The sequence below is a fragment of the Streptantibioticus cattleyicolor NRRL 8057 = DSM 46488 genome (assembly GCF_000240165.1).
Taxonomy (GTDB): Bacteria; Actinomycetota; Actinomycetes; order Streptomycetales; family Streptomycetaceae; genus Streptantibioticus; species Streptantibioticus cattleyicolor.
In genome coordinates this window covers 2,476,264-2,488,739 of sequence record NC_017586.1, presented here as the reverse complement: position 1 = coordinate 2,488,739, position 12,476 = coordinate 2,476,264, and the positions used below count along the sequence as shown (strand labels likewise).

General features: G+C 73.3%; 9 protein-coding genes. 3 read left to right on the top strand and 6 right to left on the bottom strand.

Annotated elements, in window-relative coordinates; genetic code table 11:
- Positions 1-121: 121 nt before the first annotated feature.
- Together SCATT_RS11010 and SCATT_RS11005 are read left to right on the top strand one after the other, a co-directional pair.
- Complete coding sequence (locus tag SCATT_RS11010) at positions 122-916, top strand: VOC family protein (RefSeq protein WP_014143103.1); 795 nt, start codon at positions 122-124, stop codon at positions 914-916.
- 249 nt (positions 917-1,165) lie between these two features.
- Positions 1,166-3,622: an outer membrane protein assembly factor BamB family protein gene (locus SCATT_RS11005; protein ID WP_014143102.1), complete on the top strand. Its 2,457-nt coding sequence runs from the start codon at positions 1,166-1,168 to the stop codon at positions 3,620-3,622.
- An 845-nt stretch (positions 3,623-4,467) separates the two neighbouring features.
- Here SCATT_RS11005 and SCATT_RS11000 read toward each other — a convergent pair.
- The 3 genes from SCATT_RS11000 to SCATT_RS10990 are packed head-to-tail and all read right to left on the bottom strand — an operon-like array spanning position 4,468 to position 6,850.
- The gene (locus SCATT_RS11000; protein ID WP_014143100.1) at positions 4,468-5,238 is read right to left on the bottom strand and encodes an enoyl-CoA hydratase/isomerase family protein; all 771 of its coding nucleotides are present in this window, start codon (positions 5,236-5,238) and stop codon (positions 4,468-4,470) included.
- Positions 5,235-5,690 (bottom strand): Zn-ribbon domain-containing OB-fold protein, encoded by a 456-nt coding sequence (locus SCATT_RS10995; RefSeq protein ID WP_014627846.1) that lies wholly within the window; start codon positions 5,688-5,690, stop codon positions 5,235-5,237. The genes SCATT_RS11000 and SCATT_RS10995 overlap by 4 nt, the downstream gene beginning before the upstream one ends.
- 11 nt (positions 5,691-5,701) lie before the next feature.
- Positions 5,702-6,850 carry a lipid-transfer protein gene (locus SCATT_RS10990; RefSeq protein ID WP_014143098.1) on the bottom strand — a complete coding sequence of 383 codons (1,149 nt, stop codon included), beginning with the start codon at positions 6,848-6,850 and terminating at the stop codon, positions 5,702-5,704.
- Positions 6,851-6,981: 131 nt separating this feature from the next.
- On the opposite strand from SCATT_RS10990, the gene SCATT_RS10985 reads away from it, so the two are divergent.
- Positions 6,982-8,571: a FadD3 family acyl-CoA ligase gene (locus SCATT_RS10985; protein WP_014143097.1), complete on the top strand. Its 1,590-nt coding sequence runs from the start codon at positions 6,982-6,984 to the stop codon at positions 8,569-8,571.
- Between the two features lie 74 nt (positions 8,572-8,645).
- Here SCATT_RS10985 and SCATT_RS38965 read toward each other — a convergent pair whose 3' ends face one another.
- From SCATT_RS38965 to SCATT_RS10975, 3 genes are all read right to left on the bottom strand, one after another.
- Positions 8,646-8,798 (bottom strand): hypothetical protein, encoded by a 153-nt coding sequence (locus SCATT_RS38965; RefSeq protein ID WP_014143096.1) that lies wholly within the window; start codon positions 8,796-8,798, stop codon positions 8,646-8,648.
- Positions 8,799-9,031: 233 nt separating this feature from the next.
- A complete protein-coding gene (locus SCATT_RS10980; protein ID WP_014143095.1) occupies positions 9,032-9,226 on the bottom strand; it encodes a hypothetical protein in 195 nt (64 codons plus the stop codon).
- 173 nt (positions 9,227-9,399) lie between these two features.
- Complete coding sequence (locus SCATT_RS10975) at positions 9,400-12,339, bottom strand: AfsR/SARP family transcriptional regulator (protein WP_014143094.1); 2,940 nt, start codon at positions 12,337-12,339, stop codon at positions 9,400-9,402.
- Positions 12,340-12,476: the final 137 nt, after the last annotated feature.

Genomic DNA, 12,476 nt, shown 5'->3' with positions numbered 1-12,476 from the left:
GAGCCGTCGTTCGAAAACTTGTTCATACGTTCGAGTGAACGTGCCGCGCAGCCCGGGCGAAAGTCGTGACGGAGAGTTAGCGTGGCAACGAGGAAACCTTCGACGAGGAAGGACAACGGTCATGGGGACATACGCCGACGGGGCGCCCTGCTGGGTGGATGTGATGCTCCCGGACCTGGAGGCCGGCAAGCACTTCTACGGGGAGTTGCTGGGGTGGACGTTCGAGGACACCGGCCCCGACTTCGGCCACTACACCAACGCGCTCCGTGACGGTGAGCGGGTCGCCGGGCTGATGCCCAAGCACGACGCCGCCATGCCCACGGTGTGGACCGTCTACCTCGCCTCCTCCGACGCCGCCGCGACGGCCGCCAGGATCCGCGAGGCGGGCGGCCAGGTCTTCGTCGAGCCCATGGCGGTGCGTGATCTGGGCACCATGCTCGTGGCCGCCGACCCGGGCGGCGCCGTCTTCGGCGTCTGGCAGGGCGGCGCCCACCAGGGCTTCGGCGCCAAGGGCGAGCCCGGCTCCTTCTGCTGGACGGAGCTGCGCACCCGCGACAGCGACCGGGTCGACCCCTTCTACCAGGCGCTTTTCGGCTACCGGACCAAGCAGATAGGCCAGGCCGGGGGCGACTTCGACTACCAGGTCTGGGCGGTGGGCGACTCGGAAGGGGACGTCGTGGCGGGACGTCACCAGATGGGCGCCGACGTCCCGGCCGACGTCCCTGCGCACTTCGCGGTCTACCTGGCCGTCCCCGACTGCGACGAGGCGGTCGCCACCGTCCGCCGGCTCGGCGGCACCGTCCACTTCGGGCCGCACGACAGCCCCTTCGGACGCCTGGCGGGCGTCAGCGACGACCAGGGCGCCTCCTTCACCCTGATCGACCCCTCGACGACGGTGGGTGAGCGCCCGCTGTAACCGGCCCTGGAAGAGACGACCGGAAGGAAAACGACGACGGAAAGGAGGTACGACGGCCGGCGCTCGGAAGAGCGAGGGCAATCGACGGGCGGAACAGGGCGGAATCCGGCGCGGCACGCTCAAAACCGCCCCGGGTTCGCAACCGGGCCACTTCCCAGGGAAGAATCAGTGCTCGTGCCTCGGAACGGTTGACCGCAGGACGCCGGTCGGGGCTGCGAGAATTTCGGGGGACGGGGAGGTGGCACGGCAGTGGTGGAACAGCTTTCGCAGCACGACCCGAGACGGATCGGCCCGTTCGAGGTCCTCGGGCGGCTCGGGGCCGGCGGCATGGGGCTGGTCTATCTCGCGCGCTCGGCGTCCGGGCGACGCGTGGCGATCAAGACGGTGCGTGCCGAACTCGCCGAGGACCAGCTGTTCCGGGTCCGCTTCACCCGTGAGGTGGAGGCGGCCCGCGCGGTCAGCGGTTTCTACACGGCCGCCGTGGTCGACGCCGACCCCCGGGCCGCGGTGCCCTGGCTCGCCACCGCCTACGTCCCGGCGCCCTCGCTGGAGGAGATAGTCAACGAGAGCGGTCCGCTGCCCGCGCCGGCGGTGCGCTGGCTGGCGGCCGGGATCGCCGAGGCGCTCCAGTCCATCCACGGCGCCGGGCTGGTCCACCGGGACCTGAAACCGTCCAACGTGCTCGTGGTCGAGGACGGCCCCCGTGTCATCGACTTCGGCATCGCCAGCGGTGTCTCCAGCACCCGGCTGACCATGACCAACGTCGCCGTGGGCACCCCCGCCTACATGTCACCGGAGCAGGCACGCGACTCACGGAGCGTCACCGGCGCCAGCGACATCTTCTCGCTGGGCTCCACGCTGCTCTTCGCCGCCACCGGCCACCCGCCGTTCCACGGCGGCAACCCGGTGGAGACGGTCTTCATGCTGCTGCGTGAGGCCCCCGACATGTCGGGGCTCCCGGACGAGCTGCGGCCACTGATCGAGTCCTGCATGCGCAAGGAGGCCGACCGCCGTCCGACCCCGGCGGACCTCCAGGCGCAGCTCGCCCCGCACCTGTTCGCCTCCGGAGGGGACGACAGCGGATCGGCCTCGGCCTGGCTGCCGGCGAACGCGGTGGCGATGATCGAGGAGCGCGGCGGCCGGCGCCGGGCCGCCGCGGCTGCCGCCGCCCCGCCTCCGCCGCCCCTGCCGCCTCCGCCGCCGTCCGCGGAGCCGGTGGGCGCTCCGGCCGGCGGGGGGCGCCACGCGGTGGCGGAGCGGAGCGACCCGCGGCCGGCGGTGGCCGTCGGCGGCGGTGCCGCGGGACCGGTGAAGCTGGCCGGTTCGGTGCCGATCGGGCCCGGCCCGCGGGTGGCCGACGGCAAGGAGTTGCGCGGCACGCAGGCGGTGGGCCCGGTGCCGGGGCTGGGCTGGAGCGCGCGCGGCCAGGGGGTGACGGGGATGACCGGTCCCGGCCGTCCGTCGGCGTCCTCGGCCCCCGGCGCGGTGCCGCCGCCCCCGTCGGCCCCGCCGGTGGTCCCGCCGCCGGCGCCGTCCGGGCCGCCGGTGCAGGTGGTGCAGCCCGTCCAGCCGGCCCCCTCGGCCCCGTCCGCCACCCGCGCGGAGCCGGATCCGCGCTGGCGGCCGTGGCGGTTCCGGATGTCCAACGACGTCTGGGGCACCCCCGTGGTGGCCGGGAACCGGCTGTACGTCACGTCGTTCGAGATCCACGCGCTCGACGTGGCCACCGGGCAGCGGCAGTTCAAGACCCGGGATGTCGCCTGGACGATGGCCGTGGCCGACGGCCGCGTCCACGCCTCCGACGGGCCCAGCCTGTACGCCCTCGACGCGGCCGACGGCGGCGAACGCTGGCGGCTCGCCGTGGACGGCTGGGTCTACACGATCGGGGTCGCCCCCGGCACGGTGGTCACCGGTACCCGCGGCGGCGGGGTGCAGGGCTGGGACGCCGCCAGTGGCGAGCTGCGCTGGGAACGCGCCGGTGCCCAGGCCGACTTCGAGACCCCCGAGTCCGGGCCCGCGGTGGTCGACGGCAGGGTCTACTACCGCGGCGGCGGCCGGCTCCACGCCCTCGACCCGCACTCCGGCACCGTCCGTTGGAGCGCCCCCGTGGACGACGGCATGCCGGTGCGGCCGGTGGCCGCCGAGGGTTCGGTGTACGTGGTCGCCGGCACCCGGGTGCTCTCCCTCGACGCGGCGACCGGCGCGGAACGCTGGCGGTTCGACGCCCCGGCGGTCATGTTCGCCCCCGTGACCGTGGCGGGCGGCAGCGTCTTCGCCGTCGACTACCTGGGCACCGTCCACGCGATCGACCCGCGCACCGGTGGGCGGCGCTGGCACGTGGCCACCGAGGCCCGGCAGTCCGTGGAGCCCGTCCTCGTCTCGGACGGCCTCGTCCACCTCGGCAGCGGCGGCGGCCTCTACACCCTCGACGCCGTCTCCGGCGCCCCCAAGTGGCGCTTCGCCACCCAGGGCGACATCGTCGGCGCCCCCGTCGCCGCCGACGGCCGCATCCACTTCGGCTCCATGGACCACTGCCTCTACACGGTGGACGCCTCCGGCGGCCAACTTCGCTGGAAGCTCGAGACCGGCGGGGAGATCACCGGTACGCCTGTCGTGCGTGACGGTGTGGTCTTCGCGTGCAGCAAGGACCGGTGCGTTTACGCGCTCGACGCGGCGAAGGGTACGGGGGTGGCCCCCAAACGCTGATGCTCGCGCTGGCGGTCAGCGGGTTCGCTCGCGCTGGCGGTCAGCCATTACTCCGTGGCCCGGTTCGCCCGCTCCAGGTTGCCGGGGTTCCCCCGGCGCCCCCGTGGTGGCCGGGGGTATCCCCGGATCCCCCTTGCCCACGGCTGGGCGCACCCCTTCACCTCCGCCCGGTGGGGGGTTGGGGTGGGTTTTTGGTTTGGTTCGGCACCGGGCCGGTTCGCCTTCGGTGCGTTGGGGGTCGGGGGCGCGCCGGGGGTGACTCCTCGCTCCAGGTTTCGTTCCAAGGTTGCGCCCGGTCCGCTGGGTCGCTGCGGGGACACCCCCGGCCCACCCCCTTGTGCCGTCGTGCGTGTGCCTCTCTTCGCGGGTGGGGGTGAGTGAGGAGGTTGGGGTGACCCCGATCTCCTTTCTCACCCCCCCCGTGCCGCAGCGTGGAACGAGACCGGACGGGGGCGTGCAGGGGTGTCCCCGCAGCGACCCAGCGGGGCGGCGGAGAGCCGAAGACGATGCGTGGAGCGAGGAGTCACCCCGGAGGGTCCCCGGACCCCAGGCAGACAGTGCGCATCCCGCACTGTACGAGTACAGCCACGGGTGGGCGGGGGGAAACAATCCGTGACCTCAGCCACGACGAAGCGGAATCGGGCGCGCCCCCAGGAAGCATTGGCCGGCGGCAGCCACGACCAGACGGGGACCGGGCGCAGCCCGGGCAGTCCGGGGCTGGAGGGAACGCCCTGTGCGGGGGAACGGGGGGTGCCCCGGGAGTCCGGGGCTGGAGGGAACGCCCTGTGCGGGGGAGCGGGGGTGCCCCGAGGAATTCATGGCTGACCGCCAGCGCGAGCGGACCGTCAGCGGATACGGAACCCCCTCCCCCTCCCCGCGAAGCGGGCCCGTTGTGTTTCCGCGGGGGCGTTGCCCAGGGCGATGAGGGAGGCGGCGGAGGAGAGGGCGTGGGCGCGGGAGAGTTCCCGGGCGGCCCAGAGCGCCCGTACCGTGCCTTGGACGGCCTCCGTGGGGTGGCCGGCGATCTCCGTGGCGGCGTCGAGGGCCGCCGTGAGCAGGTCGTGGCCGACCGGGACGACCTGCGAGACGAGGCCGACGTCGTGGGCGCGGCGGGCGCCGAGCCGTTCCGCGGTGCCCATCAGGGCCATCCGCGCCACCTCCCCGTACGGCATCCGCTGCGCCATGCCGATGGACTCGTAGGCGCTGACCATCCCGTACGTGGTGTGCGGGTCGAAGAACGTCGCGTGTTCCGCCGCGATGAGGAACTCGCACTCGGCGAGCAGGTAGAACGCCCCGCCGCAGGCCATCCCGTTGACCGCGGCGATCACCGGCTTCCACAGGTCGCGGGATTTGGGGCCGATGCGCAGCAGGGGGTCGTCGACGCTGTAGGGGGAGGCGGGTTGCGGGATGCCGGCGGAGCGGTCGAGGCCGGTGCAGAAGGCGGCGTCGCCGGCGCCGGTCAGTACGGCGACCCGCACGGAGTCGTCGTACCGCAGGCGGTCCCAGGTCGCGCCGAGCCGTTCCGCGGTCTCCAGGTCGATCGCGTTGTGGCGTTCGGGGCGGTCCAGGGTGATCACGGCGATGCCGTCGCCGCGTACCTCGCAGCGCACGGTCATGGCCGCTCCAGCAGCCAGCGCGGCACGGTGAGGCCGCCGGTGCGGTGGACGGCGCGGTGGAAGCAGACTCTTACCGCCGCCCCGATGCGCAAACGTACTGGGTCGAGTGAATTCAGCCGTGCGTCGGGGGAGGTGACGAGGTTGCCGACGAGCCGGATCCGGGGGTCGTCGGCGAGTTCCACGACGATCACGTTGTAGGGCGCCTGGGCGGCGTAGGCGGGCAGCAGCGGCGGGTGCGGGACGACGTAGGACCACACGCGACCGCGGCCGGACATCCGGCGCCATTCGTCGGCGAAGCTCTGGCAGTGCGGGCAGCACGGCCGGGGCGGGAAGCGCAGCCGCCCGCAGTCGGCGCAGGCCTGCACGCGCAGTTCGCCGCGGGCCGCGTAGCGCCAGAACGGCGCGCCGTCGTCGTCCGGTTGCGGGAGCAGCGGTTCTCCGGTCGCGTCCACCGTCACGTTCCTCAACCCCTCAGCACCAGTGCCGATGTGGGAACCCCCTCACCCGCCGTGACCAGGCAGGTGCGTGCGCCGGCCACCTGGGCGGTGGAGGTGCCGCGCAGTTGCCTGACCCCCTCGTTGATCAGGTTGAAGCCGTGCACGTACGCCTCGGACAGGCCGCCGCCGGCGGTGTTGAGGGGGAGCCGGCCGCCGATCTCCAGCGCGCCGCCCTCGGTGAACGCGCCGCCCTCGCCGCGTCCGCAGAAGCCGTAGCCCTCCAGCGACAGCGGGATCAGCGCGGTGAAGGCGTCGTAGATCTGGGCGACGTCGATGTCCTCGGGGGTGATGTCGGAGGATTTCCACAGGTGGCGGGCGGCGGTCCAGGCGGGGCCGGTCAGCGGGTCGTCGCACCAGTAGTTGACCATGCCGTGGTGCTGGGCGGGCAGCCCCTGGGCCGCGGCGTGCACGTAGACCGGGCGCTGTCGGCAGTCCCGGGCCCGTTCCGCGGCGACCACCACGCAGGCGAGGGCGCCGTCGGTCTCCAGGCAGTTGTCGTAGAGGCACAGCGGCTCGCTGATCCAGCGGGCGGTCATGTACATCTCGCGGGTCAGCGGGCGTTCGTACATCACGGCGGCCGGGTTCTGGTTGGCCCGGTTGCGGCAGGCGAGGGCCACGTTGAACAGGTGGTCGCGGGTGACGCCGTACTCGTGCATGTAGCGGCGGGCCAGCATGGCGATCTCGTCGGCGGGGCGCAGCAGGCCGAACGGGCGCGTCCACTGGGCGGGGGTGGGCAGTTGGACCCGGGTCTCGGTCCACGGACGCGGCCCGGAACCGCGTTTGCGGGAGCGCCAGGCGACGCCCACGGTCGCCTGGCCGGTGGCGACGGCCGCGGCGAGGTGGGCCACCGTGGCGCACGAACCGCCGCCGCCGTAGCCGACCTTGCTGAAGAAGGTCACGTCGCCGGCGCCGATGGCTTTGGCGACCTCCACCTCGTCGGTCTCCTCCATGGTGTACGAGGCGAAGGCGTCGACCTCGGCCGGGGCGATCCCGGCGTCGTCGAGGGCGGCCAGAATCGCCCGGCAGGCGAGGTGGCGTTCGGACGGTTCGAGCCGTTTGGCGAAGGCGGTCCGGCCTATGCCGACGATCGCCGCCGCGTCCTTGAGGGCTGCCACCGACGCCCACCTCCTCGTACCCTGGCGTGACCCGCACGTCAGGCTACCAACGAATCTGACGCTACGTCAGCTATCGCGTCAGCAACCCGTTCGGCTACTGAGTACCACTGGATGTGATCCGGAGGTGACCGATGCGCGCAGACCTGGAATTCGGCAGCATCCCCGCACTGGTGACACAGGCCGCGCGGCGGTACGGAGAGCGCGAGGCGGTGGTCGAGGGGCGGACGAGGCTGACCTTCGCCCAGCTCGCGAAGGGCGTCGCACGGGCCGCCGCGGCCTGCCTGGCGCACGGCGTCGAACCCGGTGACCGGGTCGCCGTCTGGGCCCCCAACACCGCGGACTGGGTGGTCGCCGCCCTCGGCGCGCTCAGCGCGGGCGGCGTCCTGGTGCCGCTCAACACCCGTTTCAAGGGCGCCGAGGCGGCCTACGTACTGCGCCGTACCCGCGCCCGGCTGCTCTTCGTGACCGGCACCTTCCTGGGCACCTCGTACGTGGCGGCGCTGCGCCGGGCGGCCGGGGGCACGAACGGTTCCGGCGGTCCCGGACCGGTACCCACCGGCCCGCTGCCCGGGCTGCCCTACCTACGGGACGTGGTGGTCCTCGCCGACGACGCCCCGGCCGACTTCCGTACCTGGCCGCAGTTCCTCGCGGCGGGCGACGGGGTGGGCGACGCGGCCGTACGGCGGCGGATCGGCGAGATACGCCCCGGCGACCCCTCCGACATCATCTTCACCTCCGGCACCACCGGCCACCCCAAGGGCGCCGTGGTCAGCCACGCCCAGACGCTGCGTGTCTACGGGGTGTGGAGCCGGCTGGCCGGCCTCACCGAGGGCGACCGCTACCTCGTCGTCAACCCGTTCTTCCACACCTTCGGCTACAAGGCGGGCATCGTCGCCTGTCTGCTGCGCGGGGCGACGATCGTGCCGCAGCCGGTCTTCGACCCGGCGGTGGTGCTGGCCAACCTCGCCGCCGAGCACATCACCGTGCTGCCCGGCCCGCCGACCGTGCTGACCTCCCTGCTCGACCACCCCGACCGGGGCGCCCACGACCTGTCGGCGCTGCGCGTCGTGGTCACCGGCGCCGCCGTCGTCCCGCTGGAGCTGGTGGAACGCCTCCGCGGCGAACTGGGCGTCGCCACCGTGCTGACGGCCTACGGGCTGACCGAGGCCACCGGCACCGTCAGTATGTGCCGCCCCACCGACCCGCCCGAGGTGGTCGCCGCCACCTGCGGGCGCCCGCTGCCCGGCACCGAGGTGCGCATCGCCGCCGACGGGGAGGTGCTGGTCCGCGGTTACCACGTGATGTCCGGCTACTTCGAGGACCCGGTCGCCACCGCCGGCGCCGTCGACCCCGACGGCTGGCTCCACACCGGCGACATCGGCTCCCTGGACGAGGCCGGAAACCTCCGTATCACCGACCGCGTCAAGGACATGTTCATCGTGGGGGGTTTCAACGCCTACCCGGCGGAGATAGAGCGCGTCCTGCGCCGCCACCCCGACGTCGCCGACGCCGCCGTCATCGGCGTCCCCGACCCCCGCCTCGGCGAGGTCGGCAAGGCCTTCGTCGTCCGCCGCCCCGACACCGCCCTCACCGCCGACGCCCTCATCTCCTGGAGCCGCCGCGAGATGGCCAACTTCAAGGTGCCCAGGGCGGTGGAGTTCGTGGCGGAGTTGCCGAGGAACGCGAGTGGGAAGGTGCTGAAGCGGGCGCTGCGGGGGTGACCCCGGGCCGCGTTCCGCCACGGGCGGCGGCACCCGCCTCGGGCTGCCGCCGCCTTGGGTAACCGCCGGAAGGCTTACGTGGTGCTCCAGTTGGCGGGCTGGACGTAGCCCGGGTTCCCCCAGTTGTCCGGAGTGTTGGCGCTCGCGACGGCCGCGGGCGCCAGTACCGCCGCGAGCGCCGCGGCGACACCCGCCACCGCGACGACGGCTCTGCGTATCACCTTCATGTGCTGCTCCAGTTCCTGTCGTTGATGAATGGGGCCCGGGGACGGCAGAAAGCCGACCGTGGCGCCCCCTCCGCGCCACGGTCGGCCTTCCGCCATTGCTGTGGTGCCCTGTGCGAGACGCCGTCAGGGCGTCCCCGGGTGACCCCGGGGCAACCCCCACGGGGAAACCCCCCGGTTTTCCCCGTTTCCCCCGTAATTCCCCCGTTACCCCCGTTCCCAGCGGGTGGGAACCGTCACGGATTCGACCAGTTGTCGGGCTTGATGATCGGCTTGCCGCCCTTGGGCAGCGGGTTCCCTTCGTCGCTGACCTGCAACGGCTCCTGCTCGTCAAGGACGGCTTGGATGTCCTTGATGTCCCCCGTGCCGGTCGCCGTACCGATGCCGGGGTCCGGGCGCTTGATGCCCGGTCCGGGAAGGTTTGTGGTCATGCGAGTTCTCCCGTTGGGTGTCGCTTCCGAGTGTGGTGCCCGCCTGGTGGCGACCCCCGTGCGTCACCAGGCGGGCGGCTCGTTGTGATGGAATCCTGGCATCCGCGGATAAGCAACCGATAAACGCGGTCGGTTACCGCTGTGGCCTGCGGTTTTCCGGTGGGACGAGCGGGTCAGCCGGCCACGGCCGGGTTCGGCGCCTCGCCGAGGAGCGCCCGTACGTCGGCCGCCTCGCCACACTCGAGGTTGGTGTAGATGGCCAGCGCGTCCCGCCAGCAGGCGCGTGCGCGGTCGAAGTTGCCGCTGGCGACCAGGGCCTGGCCCAGCAGGGTCAGGACGTTGGCCTTGCGCCGCTCACCGCTGTCGTCGCTCATCAGGGCGAGCGCCTGGTCGGCGAGGGAGGCGGCCTGGCGGTGGCGGCCCGCCGTCATGTGCACCTCGGCCATCCGGAAGAGGGTCATGCCCTCCCAGAGCCCTTGCCGCGACTCCTGGTAGGCCGAACGCGCCTCCGACAGCCGCAGCAACGCCTCGTCCAGTCTGTCGTTGGCGGCGAGTGCCAGCCCGAGCTTGTAGAGCGCGTTGCCGAGCCGGAAGCCGGACCCCAGGGCCTGGTTGAGCGCCACCGACTCCTCGGCGACCGCCAACGCGCCCTTGCGGTCGCCCAGTTCGATGAAGACCGAGGAGAGGTTGCGCAGCACGGCCGCCTCGCCGTGCCGGTTGCCGTCGAGCCGGAACGCCTCCAGGGCGTGCTCGTAGTACGCGGCGCACTCCTCGAAGCGCCGCTGGTCGGCGGCGATGAGACCGCGCAGGTTGGGCGCGTAGCTGCAGGTCAGCGCGTCCTTGGCGGCGAGGCCCAGGACATGGGCGTGCTTGGCCTCCTGGTCCGCGTCGAAGAAGCGGTTGCTGGACCAGCTCAGGATGCGCCCCAGCAGGACCCGGGCCCGCCCCTCCACCAGCGTCTCGTCGCAGGCCGCGGCGGCGGCCACCAGCGACCGGGTCGCATGGCCGTATTCGTGGGCGTACACCCCCGACTCCATCAGGTCCTGGCACGCGAAGAGCAGGTCCACCGCGCGCCGCAGGGCGTCCGGGCAGCCCTGCCTCGTCACCTGCTGGACGCCGGCCAGGAGGCCGGGGGCTTCTTCGAAGAGCCATTCCAGGGCCTCGGTGCGGTCGTGGAAGGTGAGGCCGGGGCGGGTGGTGGGGGCGAGGTGGTCCAGGGCGCGGTCGCCGGGGTTCTCCAGGCCGTAGGCGCGGGCGGCGGAGGAGAGGTAGAAGTCGAGCAGGCGGGACAGGGCCGCCTCGCGGTCGGCGGCGGACTCGTCGCGTTCGGCGCACTCGCGGGCGTAGAGGCGGAGCAGGTCGTGGAAGCGGTAGCGGGCCGGGGCCGCGGACTCCAGCAGGCTGATGTCGACCAGCGACTCCAGCAGGTTCTCGGTCTCGTACGGATCGAGGTCGAGGACGGCAGCGGCGGCGGTGAGCGAGATGTCGGGGCCGTCGGGGAGGGCGAGCAGCCGGAAGGCGCGGGCCTGGGCCGGGCCCAGGTGGCTGTAGCCCAGTTCGAAGGTGGCCTCGACGGCGAGGTCGCCGGCCTTCAGCTCGTCCAGCCGGCGCCGTTCGTCGCTGAGCTTGCGGGCGAGCACCGAGACCGTCCAGGTGCGCCGGGTGGCCAGCCGGGCGGCGGCGATCCGGATGGCCAGCGGCAGGAACCCGCAGGCGGCCACCACGTCCAGCGCCGCCTGCCGTTCGGCCAGCACCCGTTCCCTGCCGACGATCTTGGTGAAGAGCTGGAGCGCCTCCTCGGGGCTCATCACGTCCAGGTCGACCAGGTGGGCCCCGGCCAGGTCCACCATCCGCACCCGGCTGGTGATCAGCACCGCGCTGCCGGGGGTGCCGGGGAGCAGCGGGCGCACCTGGGCCGCGTCGCGGGCGTTGTCCAGCAGGGCGAGCACGCGGCGGCCGTCGAGGACGGAGCGGTAGAGCGCGGCGCGGTCCTCCAGCCCGTCCGGGATGGCCGCATCCGGTGTGCCCAGCGAGCGCAGGAAGGAGGCGAGCACGGTCTCCGGTTCGGCCGGCCGGGCGCCCTGGCCCTGGAGGTCGACGTAGAGCTGGCCGTCGGGGAAGGTGCTGCGGGCGGCGTGGGCGACATGGACGGCGAGCGTGGTCTTGCCGACGCCCCCGATCCCGGCCACGGCGGACAGGGCCATGACACCCCGTTCCGTCGCGGCAAGCTCCGCCACGAGTTCCCGGACGAAGGCGTCACGCCCGGTGAAGTCGGATACGGCGGCCGGGAGTTGGGCCGGGCGGACCGGGACCGCCGGGGCCGAGGCGCGGTCCCCGGCCAGGGCGGGCGGAGCGGCCAGCTCCGGATCGGCCTCCAGGATGCGCTGGTGCAGTTCGGTGAGCTGGGGGCCGGGGTCGACCCCCAGCTCCTCGGCGAGCAGCCGCCGGGTGTCGGCGTAGACGCCCAGCGCCTCGGCCTGGCGTCCGGCCCGGTACAGCGCCAGCATCAGCAGCGCCCGCAGCCCTTCGCGCAGTGGGTGCTCGGCGGAGAGCGCGGTCAGCTCGGAGACCGCCTCCGCGTGGCAGGACAGCTCCAGGTCGAGTTCGAGACGGGTCTCCAGCAGCGTCAGGCGCCACTCGGACAGGCGGGTGCGCTGGGTCTCGGCGTACGGGCCGGGCAGACCGGCCAGCGGTTCGCCCTCGAACAGCCCGAGGGCGTCGGCCAGCAGCTCCCGGGCCCGCGCCGGATCCCCGCCGGCTCTGGCCTTCTCCGCCTCGGCGGCGTACCCCTCGGCCACCGCGGTGTCCAGGCTGCCCGGCGCGGCCCGCAGCGCGTAGCCGCCGGCCTCGGAGACCAGCGCCTGCGGTCCGAGGATCTTGCGCAGCCGGAAGGCGTAGGTGCGCAGCGCGGCCAGCGCGCTGTCCGGGGGCTCCTCGCCCCACAGCGCGTCGATCAGTTCGTCGGCCGTCGCGGTCCGGCCGCCTCGCAGCAGGAGCGCGGCGAGCAGGGCGCGTTGCTGCGGTGAACCGGGTGGCAGCGGCTCGTCGCCGTGCCAAGCTCGTACCGGACCGAGCAGCGCGAAGCGCAATCCCGGCCCCGTTCCGCGATCCATCACGAGACTCCCATTCCGCGCCGGTCGCGACAGGCCGTATATCGATCGTTCATCGCGAGCCGGGACCATCTCCGCGTGTGATGAGTACAGCCGCGTGACGGCCAGTCTGCCCTGTCGTACCGGGCTCGGTCACGCCC